General features: G+C 74.4%; 17 protein-coding genes. 7 read left to right on the top strand and 10 right to left on the bottom strand.

From position 1 onward, the window contains the following. The first annotated feature begins 167 nt into the window (after positions 1-167). On the top strand, positions 168-2,207 hold the full coding sequence (ftsH, locus tag ACIBAI_RS23230; protein ID WP_399037019.1) for an ATP-dependent zinc metalloprotease FtsH: 2,040 nt from the start codon (positions 168-170) through the stop codon (positions 2,205-2,207). 123 nt (positions 2,208-2,330) lie between these two features. After that, the gene (gene folE, locus ACIBAI_RS23225) at positions 2,331-2,936 is read left to right on the top strand and encodes a GTP cyclohydrolase I FolE (RefSeq protein WP_344609151.1); all 606 of its coding nucleotides are present in this window, start codon (positions 2,331-2,333) and stop codon (positions 2,934-2,936) included. A gap of 79 nt (positions 2,937-3,015) precedes the next feature. Here folE and ACIBAI_RS23220 read toward each other — a convergent pair whose 3' ends face one another. From ACIBAI_RS23220 to folP, 5 genes are all read right to left on the bottom strand, one after another. Then, positions 3,016-3,504 carry a DUF3180 domain-containing protein gene (locus tag ACIBAI_RS23220; RefSeq protein WP_399037017.1) on the bottom strand — a complete coding sequence of 163 codons (489 nt, stop codon included), beginning with the start codon at positions 3,502-3,504 and terminating at the stop codon, positions 3,016-3,018. Between the two features lie 62 nt (positions 3,505-3,566). Then, positions 3,567-4,178 (bottom strand): 2-amino-4-hydroxy-6-hydroxymethyldihydropteridine diphosphokinase, encoded by a 612-nt coding sequence (gene folK / locus ACIBAI_RS23215; protein WP_399037015.1) that lies wholly within the window; start codon positions 4,176-4,178, stop codon positions 3,567-3,569. After that, positions 4,175-4,534, bottom strand: a complete 360-nt coding sequence (gene folB / locus ACIBAI_RS23210) for a dihydroneopterin aldolase (RefSeq protein WP_344609145.1) — start codon at positions 4,532-4,534, stop codon at positions 4,175-4,177. The genes folK and folB overlap by 4 nt, the downstream gene beginning before the upstream one ends. A 284-nt stretch (positions 4,535-4,818) precedes the next feature. Next, positions 4,819-5,322: a nuclear transport factor 2 family protein gene (locus tag ACIBAI_RS23205; RefSeq protein ID WP_399037013.1), complete on the bottom strand. Its 504-nt coding sequence runs from the start codon at positions 5,320-5,322 to the stop codon at positions 4,819-4,821. Further along, on the bottom strand, positions 5,319-6,215 hold the full coding sequence (gene folP, locus ACIBAI_RS23200; protein ID WP_399037011.1) for a dihydropteroate synthase: 897 nt from the start codon (positions 6,213-6,215) through the stop codon (positions 5,319-5,321). The genes ACIBAI_RS23205 and folP overlap by 4 nt, the downstream gene beginning before the upstream one ends. A gap of 641 nt (positions 6,216-6,856) precedes the next feature. On the opposite strand from folP, the gene ACIBAI_RS23195 reads away from it, so the two are divergent. Further along, positions 6,857-7,954: a hypothetical protein gene (locus ACIBAI_RS23195; RefSeq protein ID WP_399037009.1), complete on the top strand. Its 1,098-nt coding sequence runs from the start codon at positions 6,857-6,859 to the stop codon at positions 7,952-7,954. Between the two features lie 155 nt (positions 7,955-8,109). On the opposite strand, the gene ACIBAI_RS23190 is transcribed toward ACIBAI_RS23195, so the two are convergent. Further along, positions 8,110-9,471 carry a PH domain-containing protein gene (locus tag ACIBAI_RS23190; protein WP_399037005.1) on the bottom strand — a complete coding sequence of 454 codons (1,362 nt, stop codon included), beginning with the start codon at positions 9,469-9,471 and terminating at the stop codon, positions 8,110-8,112. Continuing rightward, on the bottom strand, positions 9,468-9,992 hold the full coding sequence (locus tag ACIBAI_RS23185) for a PH domain-containing protein (protein ID WP_399037003.1): 525 nt from the start codon (positions 9,990-9,992) through the stop codon (positions 9,468-9,470). The genes ACIBAI_RS23190 and ACIBAI_RS23185 overlap by 4 nt, the downstream gene beginning before the upstream one ends. Positions 9,993-10,023: 31 nt before the next feature. Between ACIBAI_RS23185 and ACIBAI_RS23180 the strand changes: the two genes are divergently transcribed. Further along, the gene (locus tag ACIBAI_RS23180) at positions 10,024-11,175 is read left to right on the top strand and encodes an NADH-quinone oxidoreductase subunit D (protein ID WP_399037002.1); all 1,152 of its coding nucleotides are present in this window, start codon (positions 10,024-10,026) and stop codon (positions 11,173-11,175) included. Here ACIBAI_RS23180 and ACIBAI_RS23175 read toward each other — a convergent pair. Continuing rightward, on the bottom strand, positions 11,140-12,195 hold the full coding sequence (locus tag ACIBAI_RS23175) for an SAM-dependent methyltransferase (protein WP_399037001.1): 1,056 nt from the start codon (positions 12,193-12,195) through the stop codon (positions 11,140-11,142). The genes ACIBAI_RS23180 and ACIBAI_RS23175 overlap by 36 nt on opposite strands. A 118-nt stretch (positions 12,196-12,313) precedes the next feature. Here ACIBAI_RS23175 and ACIBAI_RS23170 point away from each other — a divergent pair, with 118 nt between their 5' ends. From ACIBAI_RS23170 to ACIBAI_RS23160, 3 genes are all read left to right on the top strand, one after another. Then, positions 12,314-13,516, top strand: coding sequence for a sensor histidine kinase (locus ACIBAI_RS23170; protein ID WP_399036999.1), 1,203 nt, complete (start codon positions 12,314-12,316; stop codon positions 13,514-13,516). Between the two features lie 79 nt (positions 13,517-13,595). Continuing rightward, positions 13,596-14,267, top strand: coding sequence for a response regulator (locus ACIBAI_RS23165; protein ID WP_399036997.1), 672 nt, complete (start codon positions 13,596-13,598; stop codon positions 14,265-14,267). A 31-nt stretch (positions 14,268-14,298) separates the two neighbouring features. After that, complete coding sequence (locus tag ACIBAI_RS23160; protein ID WP_399036995.1) at positions 14,299-14,931, top strand: AAA family ATPase; 633 nt, start codon at positions 14,299-14,301, stop codon at positions 14,929-14,931. A 39-nt stretch (positions 14,932-14,970) separates the two neighbouring features. On the opposite strand, the gene ACIBAI_RS23155 is transcribed toward ACIBAI_RS23160, so the two are convergent. Beyond that, positions 14,971-16,077, bottom strand: a complete 1,107-nt coding sequence (locus tag ACIBAI_RS23155; RefSeq protein ID WP_399036993.1) for a DUF5937 family protein — start codon at positions 16,075-16,077, stop codon at positions 14,971-14,973. A 138-nt stretch (positions 16,078-16,215) separates the two neighbouring features. Beyond that, positions 16,216-17,388 carry a threonine aldolase family protein gene (locus tag ACIBAI_RS23150; protein ID WP_399036991.1) on the bottom strand — a complete coding sequence of 391 codons (1,173 nt, stop codon included), beginning with the start codon at positions 17,386-17,388 and terminating at the stop codon, positions 16,216-16,218. Positions 17,389-17,633: the final 245 nt, after the last annotated feature.

Raw genomic sequence — 17,633 nt, 5'->3', positions numbered from 1 at the left:
GACGGAGATCGGGAACCCCGGCGGGCTCTGCGCCGTTGGAGCATGCGTAGACGGGATCGCCAGCCGTCCTGTGCGGCTTCAGGTGACAATGCTGGGGTACCGTCCGAAGAACAGCCTTTATCAAACTCACTATGGCAGGAGGGACGGGGCGGCACCGCTCCGTATGGATGGACGTGAAGCGATACTTCCGTGGGCCGGTCATGTGGATCGTGCTGGCCGTCCTTGCCGTGGTCGTGTTGATGCAGGTCGTCGGCTCGTCCGGCGGCTACAAGACGGTGGACACGGGCCAGGTCGTCCAGGCGATCAACCAGAACAGGGTCGAGTCGGCCAAGCTGACCACCGGCGACGAGCAGACCATCAAGGTCCAGCTCAAGGACGGTGAGAAGGTCGAGGGCAGCTCGAAGATCCAGGCGAGCTACATCGGCGACCAGGGCGTGGACATCGCCAACACCCTGCAGAACAAGTACCAGGACAAGCAGATCCCGGACGGCTACACCGTCTCGCCGTCCAAGCAGAACCCGTTCGTCGGCATTCTGCTCTCCCTGCTGCCCTTCGTCCTGATCGTGGTCGTCTTCCTGTTCCTGATGAACCAGATGCAGGGCGGCGGCTCCCGCGTCATGAACTTCGGCAAGTCCAAGGCGAAGCTCATCACCAAGGACACCCCGAAGACGACGTTCTCCGACGTCGCGGGCGCGGACGAGGCCGTCGAGGAGCTCCAGGAGATCAAGGAGTTCCTCCAGGAGCCGGCCAAGTTCCAGGCCGTCGGCGCCAAGATCCCCAAGGGTGTCCTGCTGTACGGGCCGCCCGGCACCGGCAAGACCCTGCTCGCGCGTGCCGTCGCGGGCGAGGCCGGCGTCCCCTTCTACTCGATCTCCGGTTCCGACTTCGTCGAGATGTTCGTCGGTGTCGGCGCCTCCCGGGTCCGCGACCTGTTCGAGCAGGCCAAGGCCAACGCCCCGGCGATCGTCTTCGTCGACGAGATCGACGCCGTCGGCCGCCACCGCGGCGCCGGCCTCGGCGGTGGTCACGACGAGCGCGAGCAGACCCTGAACCAGCTGCTCGTCGAGATGGACGGCTTCGACGTCAAGGGCGGCGTGATCCTCATCGCCGCCACCAACCGGCCCGACATCCTCGACCCGGCCCTGCTGCGCCCCGGCCGCTTCGACCGTCAGATCGCCGTCGACCGTCCCGACATGCAGGGCCGGCTGGAGATCCTCAAGGTCCACCAGAAGGGCAAGCCGGTCGCCCCCGACGTCGACCTGTCCGCCGTCGCCCGCCGTACGCCCGGCATGACCGGTGCCGATCTCGCCAACGTCCTGAACGAGGCCGCCCTGCTGACGGCCCGCAGCGACCAGAAGCTGATCGACAACAAGATGCTGGACGAGGCGATCGACCGCGTCGTCGCGGGCCCGCAGAAGCGGACCCGGATCATGTCGGACAAGGAGAAGAAGATCACCGCGTACCACGAGGGCGGCCACGCCCTGGTCGCGGCGGCCTCGCCGAACTCCGACCCCGTCCACAAGATCACGATCCTGTCCCGCGGCCGCGCCCTCGGCTACACGATGGTCCTGCCGGACGAGGACAAGTACTCGACCACGCGCAACGAGATGCTGGACCAGCTCGCCTACATGCTGGGCGGCCGCGCGGCCGAGGAGCTCGTCTTCCACGACCCGACCACGGGCGCCGCCAACGACATCGAGAAGGCCACCAACCTGGCCCGCGCGATGGTCACGCAGTACGGCATGACCGAGCGGCTCGGCGCGATCAAGTTCGGCGGCGACAACACCGAGCCGTTCCTCGGACGTGAGATGGCCCACCAGCGCGACTACTCGGAAGAGGTCGCGGCGCTCGTCGACGAAGAGGTCAAGAAGCTCATCGAGACCGCGCACAACGAGGCCTGGGAGATCCTGGTCGAGAACCGCGACGTCCTGGACAACCTCGTCCTGGCCCTCCTGGAGAAGGAGACCCTGGGCAAGGAGGAGATCGCCGAGATCTTCGCCCCGATCGTCAAGCGTCCGCCGCGGCCCGCCTGGACCGGCTCCTCGCGCCGCACGCCGTCCACCCGTCCGCCGGTGCTCTCCCCGAAGGAGCTGGCCCTGACGAACGGCGCCAACGGCGCGACGCCGGCGATCACCACCGCCAAGAGCACCACGGCGGAGACCTCCCCGGCGCCGGAGCGAGCCCCGGAGAACCGCCCGGAGAGCTGACCGGGGCTCTCCCGCCGGCCCCGCCGGGACCGGAATGGATGCCGCGTCCCCCAGGTTCTAGCCTGGGGGACGCGGCATCTCCGTATGCCCGCACGTCAGACACACAGGAACGAGGCACCGCACATGACCGACCCCGTGACGCTGGACGCCGAGGCGCCGATCGGCGAGTTCGACGAGAAGCGCGCCGAGAACGCCGTACGCGAACTGCTGATCGCGGTCGGCGAGGACCCCGACCGCGAGGGCCTGCGGGAGACGCCGGCGCGGGTGGCACGGGCCTATCGGGAACTCCTGGCCGGGCTCGGGCAGACGCCCGAGGAGGTCCTGACCACGACGTTCGACCTCGGCCACGACGAGATGGTCCTGGTCAAGGACATCGAGATCGTGAGCCTGTGCGAGCACCACATGCTGCCGTTCCACGGTGTGGCCCACGTCGGGTACATCCCGGCGGAGACCGGCAAGATCACGGGGCTGTCGAAGCTGGCGCGGCTGGTCGAGGTGTTCGCCCGCCGGCTGCAGGTGCAGGAACGGCTCACCACGCAGATAGCCGACTCCCTGATGCGGATCCTGGAGGCCCGGGGCGTGATCGTGGTCATCGAGGCCGAGCACATGTGCATGTCGGTGCGCGGGATCCGCAAGCCGGGCGCCAAGACCACGACGTCGGCCGTGCGCGGCCAGCTCCGCGACGCCACGACCCGCGCCGAGGCGATGAGCCTGATACTGGCGCGCTGACCCGGCGGCCGGCGGTGTCCGCCGCGGTCCTCGTCCCCTTCCCCGGGCGGCGGTCGCCGCGCCCGGGGGACGGCGGCCGTCAGGCCGCCGGCGCCGCTCCCGCCCCGTTGTGCTCGTCGTCCTCCGGGAGCCTGCAGACGCGTTCCAGGAAGAGGGCGGCCGCTATGACCGCGATGCCGGCCAGGACCGAGAAGCCGGCGTAGATCGCCTGGTCGCGGCGGGCCGGGATGTCGAGGGACTCCAGGAGGAAGACGCCCGTGCCGCCGTACATGCCGGCGACCAGGGCGGCGACCAGGGCGCTGGCCTGGCCGAAGACGACCGCGCGGGCGGCCATCAGAGGATCGACGCCCTTGGCGCCGGGCCGGCGCTCGCGCTGGGCCCTGAGGCGGGCGCGCAGCGAGAGCGCCGTCGCCAGCAGGACCACGGCGATCAGCGCCAGCACGACGGGGGCGGCCAGGGGGACGCTCGGGAGGGTCCCGATCGAGTTCCACAGGCGGGCGCCCGCCCAGGACAGGATCCCGGCGACGACGAAGACTCCGGCCAGCACCCTGATGCGCAGCTCTCTCACGGTGTCCCTTCGGATCCCTGGATGCCCGGATGCCCGGGCTGCGGTCGTCTCGACCTTAACGACTACTCGGGGAGCCGGAGTTCCAGGTCGCCGCGTGGCGTGACGCCCTCGCGGGTGACCGCGTCGAGCAGGTCGGCGACCGCGCCGCGGCCGGGCAGCAGGGCGCCGGGCTCCAGGTCGTGCCATGGGGCGAGGACGAAGGCGCGTTCGTGGGCGCGCGGGTGGGGCAGGGTGAGCCGCGGGTCGTCGGAGACGACGTCGGCGTAGGCGACGATGTCGATGTCGAGGGTGCGCGGGCCCCAGCGTTCGTCCCGGACCCGGCGGAAGGCCTCCTCGACGGCGTGGGCGCGCTCCAGGAGCGAGGAGGGGGGCAGGGTGGTCTTCAGCAGCACCACGGCGTTGAAGTACGACGGCTGGCTCCCGGGCTCCACGCCCCACGGCTCCGTCTCGTACACGGGGGAGACCGCCTTGACGCGCACGCCGGGGGTGTCCTCCAGGGCGTCGACGGCGCCCTGGAGGGTCTCCAGACGGTTGCCGAGGTTGGAGCCGAGGGAGATCACCGCCGGTCGCGGGTTGTGCAGGGTGGTGTCGGCGGCGTCGACCTTCTCGGTGACGGAGGCGGGTACCGGCTGTACGGTCGGGTCGCTGGGGCCCCCGGCGGAGAACGCGGTCATGCTCGGCTCCGGGTGATGGTGACGGTCACATCGTCGAAGGGGACGGTGATCGGCGCGTCCGGCTTGTGGACGCAGACCTCGACCTCCCGGACCCCCTCGTGCTTGAGGCAGACCTGGGCGATGCGTTCGGCGAGCGTCTCGATCAGGTTGACGGGCTCGCCCTCGACGACGGCCACGACCTCCTCGGCCACGATGCCGTAGTGCACGGTCTTCGCCAGGTCGTCGTCGGCCGCGGCCGGCCGGGTGTCCAGGCCGAGGACGAGGTCCACGACGAAGGTCTGGCCCTCCTCGCGCTCCTTGGGGAACACACCGTGGTGCCCGCGGGCCTTCAGGCCGCGCAGCGCGACACGATCCACGCGCATCACTCCTGCTGTCGTCGGTTCCGGCCGGTGCGCCCGGTGCGGGCGGTACGCCGGTCACGTCGAATCTACCCGCGGGTCCGGACGGTTCCGGGTCACGGGGGCGCGGCACCGGGCCGGGACGGGGAGGATTCACCGCGTGTTCTCCCCGGGGAACCCGGGGGATCACGGGCCGGTGGGCGGCCCGGCCCCGCGCCGGGTGATTCCCACCACTTCTCCCCTCCGCCGCCTCCCGGCCCCGCGGGCCCTCGCTTTTCCTTTCCTCCGGGCCGACTACCCACTTATGCGGAGGAGCCGTCGTCCTCCTCCTCGTCGGTTTCGGCCAGAACGGGCGAGGCGTGGTGCGCCCAGAGTTTCCAGCCGGAGGGCGTGCGCCGGAACACGTTGGTGGCGACCACGAGCTGGCCCACGAGGGGGCCGAGTTCCTCGTCGCCCTCGGGGGCGGGACCGCCGCTGAGGATGTTCTCGGTACAGGTCACGAGGGCGGTGTCACCGGTGACGGAGACGTGCACGTCGGTGAGGAAGAACTGGATGTAGTCGGTGTTCGCCATGATCAGCGCGTACGACCTCAGGACCTCGCCGCGGCCGGTGAGGACGGGCCAGCCGGGGTGCACGCAGGAGATCACGCCGGTGTCCGCCGGGTCGTGGTACGTCTCGTCGACGCCCAGGTCGGACGGGGCGAGCCAGAGCGCGGACAGCTCCTCGAAGTCGCCGCGCTCCACCGCCTCGTAGAAGGCGGTGTTGGCGGCCTCGACCTGCTCGACGTCGGTGTGGGGAGCGCTCACCGGGCTCCTTCTGCTCCGTCGCCCGCGCTCGCGGCGCGTGCCTCCGCGACGGCGCGCGCGACCCGTACGGCGTCGGCCGTCGCGCGGACCTCGTGCACGCGGACCGCCCACGCGCCGGCGTGCGCCGCGAGCGCGGACACGGCGGCGGTGGCCGCGTCCCGTTCCCGGGCGGGCGGCGGGGCGGCCTCCGGCCCGGCGAGGACGCGGCCGAGGAACCGCTTGCGGGAGGCGGCGACGAGCAGCGGACGGCCGAGGCCGAGCAGGCGGTCGAGGTGGGCGAGGAGTTCGAGGTCGTGCCGGGCGTCCTTGGAGAAGCCGAGGCCGGGGTCGACGACGACGCGGTCGGCGGCGACGCCGCCCGCCACGACGGCCTCCACGCGTGCCCGCAGCTCGTCGACGACCTCGGTGACGACGTCGGAGTAGACGCCCCTGACGTTGCCGCCCTGGAGGAAGCCGCGCCAGTGCATGACGACGAAGGGGGCGCCGGCGTCCGCGACGACCGGGATCATCCGGGGGTCGGCGAGGCCGCCGCTGACGTCGTTGACGAGGGCGGCGCCGGCCGCGAGCGCCTGTTCGGCGACGGAGGCGCGCATGGTGTCGACGGAGATCGTGACGCCCTCGGCGGCGAGACCGCGGACGACGGGGACGACGCGCCGGAGTTCCTCGGCCTCGTCGACGCGGGTGGCGCCGGGGCGGGTGGACTCGCCGCCGACGTCGACCAGGTCGGCGCCCTCGTCGACCAGGGCGAGGCCGTGCTTGACGGCGGCCGTCGTGTCGAACCAGCGGCCGCCGTCGGAGAAGGAGTCGGGGGTCACGTTCACGACCCCCATGACCGCGCAGCGGTCCCATGCGGGAAGGCCCGCCACGTGGCGGCGGCCGGTCTGATTGCTCATGTGTTCAGCGTAGGCCCAGGGGCGGCCGGGGGGCCGTGCGGGCCGGTACCGGTACGCGGGGTGCGTACCGGTACGCGGGGTGCGCCCGGACCGGGGCCTCGGGGCGGGGCGGCCTCCTCGAAGGGGCCGGGCGGAGGGGCCGGGGCCGGGGCCGGGCGTCCTGGGCCGGTGCGGTTCCGGGCGGCCGCCCCGCGCCGTTCCGGGGCGTCCACCGCGGGTCCGTCCGCGGGCCGGCCCGTCGCCGGCGGCCCTGTCCGCGGCGGCGGGGACGGGGAATCGCGCCGGCCGCCGCGGTGCTTTCGGCACCGGCCGGTTCCGGACACGCCCCGGTGCGTCGCCGGCGGCAAAGGCGGGGGTCCGGCGGCCGGGACGCGCCGAAGTCGGTAAAGCGCGTGAAGGCCGTGAGGTGGGTGCGGATCTCCCCGCTCGTCGCGGAAAGCGGTGGTCATCACTTCGGCACCCGGCGGCGGGGGATTCCGGCGGTGCCGCGGCGGATGAACGGGCGGATCCGCGGCCAGTGAAAATGATCTTGTTTATTTCGGACCCGGGTTGTTTCTGATGCAGTGTGAACACTTCAGAGATGGCTGTGTTTTTACGAGGCGGGGCGCCAGGATTCGCCTACGCGCGGTAAGTTTCTGGCCATGCCACGTGGACGTCACCGCCATTCCCCGCCCTTGCACAGGCTGTTGCCTCCGTCGGCGATCGCAGGCGTCTCCCTCGTCTGTGCTTTCGGCCCCTGGGTGTTCTCGGAGCCGACGGCGCTCCGGTCGCTGGCCGCCGCCGCCGCGGCGACCGCGGTCGGCGGCGCGGTCGTCATGCGCCGCTGGGACACGCAGGCCGGCAAACGCGTAGCCGAGCTGACGCGCGCGCGGGCGAGCGACGAGTGGCGCCATGAAGAGCGGGTCGCCGAACTGGAGGCGGACCTGGAGGAGGCGCGCGAGCTGCGCGCCAAGCTGGAGCAGCGGCTGCGGGCCAAGCGCGCGGAGCTGCAGGGCCTGCGCAACGAGCACGCGGCGCTGCTGCGGCGGTACGCCACGGCGGAGACCGAGCGGGCGAGCGCCCTGGAGGGGCGCCGGCTGCTGGAGACCGGGTCCGCCGCTCCGGCGCGGGAGCTGGAGGCGGCGCCGGAGCGGCGGGCGAAGGGCGCCACCGGGGCCGCCGAACAGCGGCCGAAGACGCCCTCGGTGTTCTCGCCGGAGGGCGCCCGGCTGTTCCTGCTGGCCGGCGCGGCGCTGTCCCGGCTCAACGGCGGCGGGGCCGCCGGGGAGGGCGCCGCGCGGGCGGTGCCCGGACAGCCCGGTGGCGGCACCGGGACCGGACCGGTGCGGGAGGACGAGGCGCAGGGGCGGCTCCCGGCGGCCGGCGGGCACCGGTCCGCGGCCGCCGACCCCGCGGACCGGCCCGCGCGGCGGCCGGCCGGGCACTTCACCGTGCCGACCGCGGCGGCCGTCGTGCCGCCCGCTCCCGCGCGGCGGCCGGCGGCCGAGGGCGGGTTCGACTTCTTCGGCACGAAGAACCAGAAGAAGCCGGCGCCCCGGCCCGCCCTGGACACCGTCCACAACGAGGACCTCGCGGACGTGGTCGGCCAGGAGGCCCTCACCCTCCACAAGGCCGAGGCGGAGGCCCGGTTCAAGCCGGCGGACGACGAGTCACCGCGCGCGGGCCAGGTCATCGACCTGACGGCGCACGACGAGACGGAGCCGATCGACGTCCAGGGGCTGCGCAGCGCGGCTTCCTGACGCGGGCCGGCTGCCCCGGCCCGCGCGCCGGACGCCTTGCGGCCACCGGACGCCCTGGGACCACCGGACGTCCCGCTCCCGCCGGGCCGGACGTCCCGCTCCCGCCGGACGCCGAGGGGCGGGTGGCGCGGCCCGGCCGCCGTGCCACCCGCCCCTCACGCCATCCACCGGTCCGGGCGCGCGTCCCGGCGCCCCGTGCGGGACCTCTCCGCCTGTCCCCGCAGCAGCTCCGCGGCCTCCCCGGCGTCCCGCAGCCGGGCCGTCACGGTCTTGCCGGCCCCGGTGTCCACGCGCACGTCGGCGAGTCCCCGGAACCGCTGCCACGGTCCCTGCGTCATCCGCACGCTCTGCACCTTGGCGTGCGGGACCAGCGCCAGGCGGCGCCGCAGCAGGCCGTGGCGGACCGCGAACACCGCGTCGGTGACGGCGACGCCGTGCCCGCGCCACCACACCGGCGCGCACCACCGGGCGCGCCGCGGCGGCCGGGACAGCGACGAGCGCGGCGGTACGGTCACGCCGGGCAGCACGCGCGCTATGACGGCCTCGGCGACCTCGCGCGGCGCGACCGGCACCAGCACGGAGTTCGACGACCCGGCCACGTCCAGCTCCACCCGCACCCAGCCGCCCCCGCCGCCGGCCTCGCCCGGGCCGGGGGTCCGCCACCACCGCCACAGCAGCGGCTCCACGATCCGCACGGTCTGCACCCGCCCCGGCGGCACCGTCTCGTGGGCCCGGTCCAGCAGCCCCCGGTCGATGCGCAGCCCGTCCGGGGACTCGCCCACGGTCCAGTCGTACTCGGTGACGAACCGTCCCGCGCTGCTCGCCCCCGCCGCGCCCAGCAGCGGCACGGCGGTCGCCAGGACCGTCCACGGGCTGTGGATGGCCGACCACAGCAGCGCCGGGACGACGAGCGCGGCGACCAGCGTGCCCCAGGTGGCGCCGGTCAGCAGCAGCGAGACGGCGAGCACGCGGGGCGGCACGCGCAGCAGCCGCGTCGACGGCGCCTCGCCGACCTCGCGCGCGGTCCCGGACGCGAAACCGGCCGCCCGCGCCAGGAGCTCGGCGCGCAGCGCACGGGCCTCGCCGGCGCCCAGGAAGGCCAGCTCGTCCTTCTTGTCGGTGCCTATGACGTCGAGTCTGAGCTTGGCGACGCCCGCGACCCGGGCCAGCAGCGGCTGGGTGACGTCGATGGCCTGGATCCGTTCCAGGCGGATGTGCGCGGTGCGCCGGAACACCAGGCCGGTCCGTATGCGCAGCTCCGTCTCGGTCACCGCGAAATGGGTGAACCACCAGGTCAGAAAGCCGTAGAGGGCGGCGGCCGGGACGAGTACGGCAAGGCCGGCCAGCAGCGTGGCCGGGGTCAGCCGGGTCAGCTGGCGCTGCGCCTGGTCGGGGTCGTGCACCGCCCATCCGATGAGGACGGCGACCGGCGCCCACGCCCGCCGCAGCGGCGTGACCGGGTGCAGCCGCCGCTCGGTCGCGCCGTCGCGGGCCTCGGGTGCCCGGGGCGCCGTCACAGTCCCGCCGATCGGGCCTCGCCCAGTTCGGCGAGCCGGTCGCGCAGCCGTTCCGCCTCGGCCGGGTCGAGGCCGGGGATGGTCGCGTCGGTCGCCGCGGCGGCGGTGTGCAGCTGCACGCTGGCCAGCCCGAAGTACCGTTCGACCGGGCCCGAGGTGACCTCGACCAGCTGCATCCGCCCGTACGGCACGACCGTCTGCTCGCGCCACAGCACGCCCCGGCTGATCAGCAGGTCGTCGGCGCGCTCGGCGTACCGCCAGGACCGCCAGTTGCGCTCCAGCAGCACCCAGCCCCACACCGCCGCCACCGCCGGCAGCAGCGCGAAGGCCGCCCACGCGGGACCGGCGAGCAGTCCGAGCAGCAGTCCCAGGCCGAGGGCGAGCAGCCCCAGCCACACCACCAGCAGCAGCCGCCGCATCCGCAGCAGTCCCGGCGGCAGCCCGGTCCACACCGGTTCCGCCGTGCCCGCGGGTCCCGCGGTCCCCGCCCTGTCCGTGTCGTCCGGGCTCCCCGTCTCCATGGGGCCAGCGTACGTAGGGGAGACTGGGTGCATGACGCCTACGACGGAGACCATGGTCGGGATCGGCGGCGCCGCGGAGAGCACCGACATGGTGCTCAACATCGGGCCGCAGCATCCGTCGACGCACGGTGTGCTGCGGCTGAGGCTGGTCCTGGACGGCGAGCGCATCACGCGCGCCGAGCCGGTGATCGGCTACATGCACCGCGGCGCGGAGAAGCTGTTCGAGGCGCGCGACTACCGCCAGATCATCGTGCTCGCCAACCGCCACGACTGGCTGTCGGCGTTCTCCAACGAGCTGGGCGTCGTCCTCGCCGTGGAGCGCATGCTCGGCATGGAGGTCCCCGAGCGGGCGGTGTGGACGCGGACGCTGCTCGCGGAGCTGAACCGGGTGCTCAACCACCTGATGTTCCTCGGCTCGTATCCGCTGGAGCTCGGCGGCATCACCCCGGTCTTCTACGCGTTCCGGGAGCGCGAGACGCTCCAGAACGTCATGGAGGAGGTCTCCGGCGGCCGGATCCACTACATGTTCAACCGCGTCGGCGGCCTCAAGGAGGACCTGCCGGCCGGCTGGGCCGCACGCGCGCGGGGCGCCGTCGCCGCCGTGCGCTCGCGCCTGGGCGACTTCGACGACCTGGTGCTCGGCAACGAGATCTTCCGGGGGCGCACGCGCGGGGTGGGCGTCCTCGCGTCGGAGACCGTGCACGCGTACGGCGTGAGCGGGCCGATCGCGCGCGCCTCGGGCGTCGACTTCGACCTGCGCCGCGACGAGCCGTACCTCGCGTACGGGGAGCTGCAGGACGTCCTGAAGGTGGTCACCCGGCAGGAGGGCGACTGCCTCGCCCGCTTCGAGTGCCTGCTGGAACAGACGCACAACGCCCTCGACCTCGCCGACGCCTGCCTGGACCGGCTCGCCGAGCTGCCGCCCGGGCCGATCAACCAGCGGCTGCCCAAGGTGCTGAAGGCGCCGGAGGGGCACACGTACGCGTGGACCGAGAACCCGCTCGGGATCAACGGCTACTACCTGGTCAGCAAGGGCGAGAAGACGCCGTACCGGCTGAAGCTGCGCTCGGCCTCGTACAACAACATCCAGGCGCTCACCGAGCTGCTGCCGGGGACGCTGGTGGCGGACATGGTGGCGATCCTGGGATCACTGTTCTTCGTCGTCGGCGACATCGACAAGTAGGGCGCCGACGGCCCCGGTACCGCCGGCGCCGGGGGCCGGCGGGCCGGGGATCCCGACCGGCTGCACCAGCCAGCCGAAGTCGCCCAGCCCGCCCGGCGCCGTCAGCTCGGCCGCCTCGCCGGCGCGCGCGAGGGCGCGCACATAGGCCGGGGGATCGGTGGTGGCGAGGGCCAGCGGGGGGCGTGCGCCGGTTACGCCGAGGGCGCGCAGGGCCTCGCGCTGGGACAGGAGGCGTGCGCCGGGCAGCGCGCACGCGTCCAGGGCGACGTGCGCGGTGATGTCGCACGACCCGTCCGGCACGGGCCGCGTCTCCCGCCCCTCGCGGTATCCGGTGAGCGTCCCGAAGGGCGGCCGGGCGTCCCGCGTGTGCGCGTAGTCGACGGCGACGGCGAGGCCGCGGTCGAGCGCGGCCACCGCGGACGCCCACGCGGCGTCCCGGGGCAGCCCGATCTCGGCCCGCAGCCCCTCCTCCGCCGGCAGCGGCCACCACCGCGCCAGCCACGCGGCCTGGTCCCCGGCGACCGGCTCCCCGAGCCGCTCGGCCCCGTCCGTGTCGACCAGCACCCGCCGCGGTACGCCCGCGGCGTCCACCTCCACGACGTCCACGGGCACGTTGTCCAGCCACTCGTTGGCGAACAGCAGCCCCGTGACGCTCCGCGGCGGTTCGGGCAGCCACGCGATCCGCTCGTCGAGGCCGTCGGGCCGGCCGGCGACCTCGACGGCGTACCCGCGCGTGCGGGCGGCCACCTCGGCCGGCAGCGCGGCCAGGACCCCGGCGACCAGCTCGCCCCGCCCGGCCGCCATGTCGACGAAGTCGAGCCGCGCGGGCCGCCCCAGCGCCGCGTCCACCCGGCACAGCAGCCGCGCCACGGCCCCGGCGAACAGCGGCGAGGCGTGCACGGACGTGCGGAAGTGCCCGGCCGGCCCCTCCGGCCTGCGGTAGAAGCCGCCCGGCCCGTACAGCGCGGCCTGCGCCGCCGCCCGCCAACCCCGCCACCGGCCCGTCGTCGCTGCTGTCACCGGCCCAGGCTAAACGCACGCAAGGAACGGAACTCCACCTTGCGGAGTACGCGCGACCGGCGCGGATCGGCCCTCCGGTTGACTCCCGCACACACGCGGCCTCCCTACGCTGGGTTACGTGCAGCGCCTCTATGACTTCCTCCGCAGGCACCCGACGTGGGTCGACAGCGCCTGGGCCGTCGTCCTGTTCGGGATCTCCGTGCTGGGTGAGGCCGCCCGGCAGGAGACCAGGGGCACCGACGCGCCGATGATCGTCCTGCCCGTCGCCGGCCTGCTGTGCCTGGTGATCGCGCTGCGCCGGCGGGCGCCGGAGAGGATGCTGCTGCTGGCCTTCGGGCTGGGCGTGGTCCAGCTGGTGCTGGACGTCGAGACGACGGCGGCCGACTTCGCCCTGCTGGTGATCGTCTACACGGTCGCCGCGACGGGCGCCCGCTGGGCGTCCCGGTTCGCGCTGGCCGCGGGCCTGTGCGCGGCCCCCCTGGCCCAGCTGCGCTGGCCGAGCGACCAGACGGGCGTCGCGGGCAACGTCGCGCTGACGGTCTTCCAGGCGGTGCCGTTCGCGCTCGCCTGGGTGCTCGGCGACTCCGTCCGCACCCGCCGCGCCTACTTCGCGCAGCTGGAGGAGCGCGCCGCCCGGCTGGAGAAGGAGCGCGAGGCGCAGGCCAAGGTCGCGGTCGCCGCCGAACGCGCCCGCATCGCGCGCGAGCTGCACGACGTCGTCGCGCACAACGTCTCGGTGATGGTGGTGCAGGCCGACGGCGCCGCCTACGTCCTGGACGCCGCGCCCGACCAGGCGAGGAAGGCCCTGGAGACCATATCCTCCACCGGCCGGCAGGCCCTCGCCGAGATGCGCCGCCTGCTGGGCGTGCTGCGCACCGGCGAGCACCAGGAGGCCGGCGAGTACGTGCCGCAGCCCGACGTGCGGCAGATCGAGGACCTCGTCGAGCAGTGCCGCGGTTCCGGCCTGCCGGTCGACTTCAGGATCGAGGGCACCCCGCGCCCGCTGCCCAGCGGCGTCGAGCTGACCGCCTACCGCATCGTGCAGGAGGCGCTCACCAACACCCGCAAGCACGGCGGGCCGAACGCGGGCGCGAGCGTGCGCCTGGTCTACTTCGACGACGGGCTCGGCCTGCTGGTCGAGGACGACGGCAAGGGCGCCCCGCACGAGCTGTACGAGGAGGGCGGCCTCGACGGTCGGGGCCACGGCCTGATCGGCATGCGCGAGCGGGTCGGCATGGTCGGCGGCACCCTGGACGCGGGACCGCGCCCCGGCGGGGGATTCCGCATCAGCGCCCTGCTCCCGCTCAAACCCGCGCACTGACGCCGGCGCACGCCCCTTGTTGACACCTGTAACGCCCCTCGCGCCCCCAGCCGGGGAACACGACACGGAAGAGGACCCGATGGCGATCCGCGTGATGCTCGTCGACGACCAGGCGCTGCTGCGCACCGGGTTCCGGATGGTGCTCGCCGCCCAGCCGGACATGGAGGTCGTCGCGGAGGCGGGCGACGGCGTCGAGGCCCTCCAGGCGCTGCGCTCCACCGACGTGGACGTCGTCCTGATGGACGTCCGCATGCCCAAGCTGGACGGGGTGGAGGCCACCCGCCGGATCCGCGCCGCGGCCGACCCGCCGAAGGTGCTGATCCTGACCACCTTCGACCTCGACGAGTACGCCTTCTCCGCGCTGAAGGCGGGCGCCTCCGGGTTCATGCTCAAGGACGTGCCGCCGGGCGAGCTGCTGGCCGCGATCCGGGCCGTGCACAGCGGCGACGCGGTGGTCGCGCCCTCCACCACCCGCCGGCTGCTGGACCGCTTCGCGCCGATGCTGCCGGGCACCGGCGGGCAGCCGCAGCACAAGGAGCTGGAGCGGCTCACCGGCCGCGAGCGCGAGGTGATGGTGCTGGTCGCGCAGGGCCTGTCCAACGGGGAGATCGCGGCCCGGCTGGTGCTGTCCGAGGCGACCGTGAAGACGCACGTGGGGCGCATCCTGACCAAGCTGGGGCTGCGCGACCGGGTGCAGGTGGTGGTCCTGGCGTACGAGACGGGGCTGGTGCGGGCCGGCGGACACGGCTGACCGGGGCGCGGGGTGCCGGTAGGGTCGGCGCATGCTCCTGTGGATCAACGGCCCCTTCGGGGGCGGGAAGACACAGACCGCGTACGAGATACGGCGCCGGCTGCCCGGCAGCGTCGTCTGCGACCCCGAGCACGTCGGCTTCGGCCTGCGCCGTATGCTCCCGCCGCGACTCCGCGGGGGCTTCCGGGAGCTGGCCGCCTGGCGGCAGGGCGTCGTCGAGGTCCTCGACCTCGCCCTCACCGAGCACCCCGGCGTGGTGATCGCGCCCATGACGGTCACCGACCCCGGCCACTTCGCCGAGACCGTCGGCCGGCTCCGCGACATGGGCCACGACGTACGGCACTTCACGCTGCTCGCCGAACGCGAGACCGTCCTGAGGCGGCTGCGCGAACGCGGTCCCGGGCACGTCCTGCGGTACCTGGCGGGGAGGAACCCCGGGCCGCGCGGGGACAGTTGGGCCGTGCGGCAGCTCGACCACTGCCTGGAGCGGCTGCGCGAGCCGGAGTTCGCCGAGCACCTGTGGACGGACCGCGCGACGGTGCCGGGGACCGCGGACCGGATCGCCGCCCTGGCCGGGCTGACGCTGCGGCCCGACGACGGGGGCCCGGTACGGACCCGGCTGCGGCAGGCGCGGGTCGGGCTGCGGCACATCCGGTTCGACTGACCCCGCTAGCGGGCACGGCCGGCGCGAGGCGCCCGGGGGTCAGCGCAGGAGGCCCTGGATGAAGTCGCCGCCCAGGCGGGCCACCACCGCGAGGTCCAGCTGGTGCTGCGCGTAGCGGCCGCGCCGGCGGGTGGTGACGAGACCGGCCTTCTTCAGCACGCTCAGGTGCCGGGACACCTCCGGCGCCGTCATGCCGTGCGCGTCGGCCAGCTCGCCGGTGGTGAACGCGCCGCGCGCGAGGTGGCGGCACAGCCGCGCCCGCGCCGGGTGCGCGAGCGCGGTCAGCCGCAGGGTGATCTGCTCGACGGAGGGCGGGTCGACGGCGTCGGGCACGCCCACCGGGTACTGCACCACGGGCTGCCAGTCGCGGCGGTGCAGCACGAGCAGGTGGGGCCACCCCAGGCTGGTGGGGACGAACAGCAGGCCGCCGTCGCCCGTGGTGGTGCGCCCCACGATCATCTTGTCGACGGTGATGAGCGCCGCCTCCTCGTCCAGGGCGATCGCGGGGGACACCGCGGTCAGCATGTCCGAGAGGCCCTTGCGGCGCAGCAGCTCGGTCTTGTGGCGGGCGTCGGCGGCGAGCCGGCCCCGCACGCGCGCCCAGGTGTCCGCGAAGAACGCCTCCTCGCAGTCCAGGACGAGCTGCCGGAACCAGGCGCGGACCGCGGGCGGGTCGTCGAGCAGCCGGCGGGTGAAGCGCGCCTGGCGGGGGCCGCGCGCGGCGGCCAGCTCCAGCGCCCGCTCCCGCAGCCCGGGATCGCCCAGCAGCTCCGGTTCGGGGCCCGGACACGGCCCGCCGCAGGTGAACTCCAGCGCCGCGGCCACGAACTGCTCGTCGGACAGCTTGTCCAGCAGGTCCAGCTCCTCGGCGAGCGTGGCGCCCGGCCGCGTCCGGCGGCCCGGTACGCCGGCGTACGGCATGAAGACGTCCGTGAACGCCGCCGTCCACAGGAAGTCCGCCTCGCACAGCCGGTCGGCGAGGTCCGGCTCCAGGCGCGCGGACACCGCGGTCGCCCAGCCCCTGACGCCCGGGTGGTGGACCGGCTCCGCGAGCACGTGCAGCGCCGAGCCCAGCTCGGCCAGGGGGGAGAGCGCGACGACCACCTCCTCCGGCCGCAGGCCCGCGATGTCGATGCGCACACTCATGCCCTCATGGTGCACCCCGCCGCCGACGGCGCGGCCGTCGACCGACGGCCGCGCCGGACGAGGCGACCTCACCGGGCGCCGGCGGCTCCGGGACCACCGGAGCCACCGGCGCCACCCGTCGAGCCGGCACCACCCGGACTACCCGTCGAGCCGGGAGGCGAACTCCGCCACCGCCGCCCGTACGTCGTCCGCCGTCCAGTCGAGGCCGGCGGCCCGTACGTAGACCTCGGTGCAGGCGATGTCCGGGCCCTTGCGGGACCAGGCGTTGGCGAACAGCAGGGTGCCGGTCTCCTCGGCGGTGCGGACCGCCGCCTCGGCGAGGACCTCGGCGTCGTACGGCAGCCAGACCTGGAAGTCGTGGGTGTGCGGCACCCGCGGGTGCACGCGCGCCCACGGCACGCCGGCCGCCGCGAAGCCCTCCCGCAGCGCGGCGGCCACCACGCGCGCGTGCCGCACGTACCCGGGCAGCCGGGGCAGCTCCCGCTCCAGGCCCACCAGCGCCGACAGCGCCGCCGGGAACTGCTGGAACACGGTGCCGCCGTAGCGGTGCCGCCAGCTCCGCGCCTCCTCCACCAGCGTCCGCGGGCCGGCGAGGGCGGCCCCGCCGTAGCCGTCGAGGGACTTGTAGAACGACACGTAGACGCTGTCCGCCAGGCCCGCGATCTCGTCCAGGGACCGGCCGAGGTGGACGGTGGACTCCCACAGGCGGGCGCCGTCGAAGTGCACCACCGCGTCGCGCTCCCGCGCCGCCGCCACGACCTCGGTGAGCTCCTCCCAGGAGGGCAGCACGAAACCGGCGTCCCTCAGGGGGAGTTCCAGCATCAGCGCCCCGAAGGGCTCCTCGAGGTCGCGTACCTCCGCGGCGGTCGGCGGCCGGGGCGCGTCCGTCACCCGCACCGGGCGCAGACCGCTGACCTGGCTGAGCGCGTTCCGCTCGTGCACCTCGGGGTGGGCCAGCGCGTGCAGGGCGACGGCCGGGCTGCCGGTGCGGGCCGCCCAGCAGCGCAGGGCGACCTGCTGGGCCATGGTGCCCGTCGGGAAGAAGACGGCCGCCTCCTGGCCGAGCAGCCCGGCGGTCCGCTCCTCCAGGGCCTCGACGACACCGTCGCCGTAGACGTCGGCCGGCTCGTCCAGGTCGTACACGTCCCGCGCCGCGTCCAGCAGCGCCAGGCGCTCCCGCAGGGTGCCCCGGAACCCGAGGCGCGCGAGCACCCGCTCCGCGTTCCGCGCGGCGGCCAGGCGCCGCTCGCGCAGCCGTGTGCGGTGCTCCTCGTCCGGCATCCGCTCGCCGGTGTCTGCCGTGTCGCTCATTCCCGTGATCATGCCGTGTGCCGCCCCGCGCGTACACCCGCCGTCTCCGCACCCGCGTGCCACCGCTCCGTCTCCCGCGCGCGACCGCTCCGCGTCCCGTGCCCGCGTACCCGCGCCCCGTGCTCGCGTGCCCGCGCCCCGCCCTCCGCGCCGGCGCGCGACCGCTCCGCCTCCCGCGCCCCGCGTGCCGGCGCTCCGCGCGGAAACCCACAGCCTGTGGACAGTCGAACACCCCTCGAACCGAT

The sequence above is a fragment of the Streptomyces sp. NPDC051041 genome, assembly GCF_044456065.1.
In the GTDB taxonomy this organism is placed as follows: domain Bacteria; phylum Actinomycetota; class Actinomycetes; order Streptomycetales; family Streptomycetaceae; genus Streptomyces; species Streptomyces glaucus.
The sequence above is the reverse complement of the archived record's forward strand: the minus strand, read 5'-3'. Positions and strand labels throughout refer to the sequence as shown.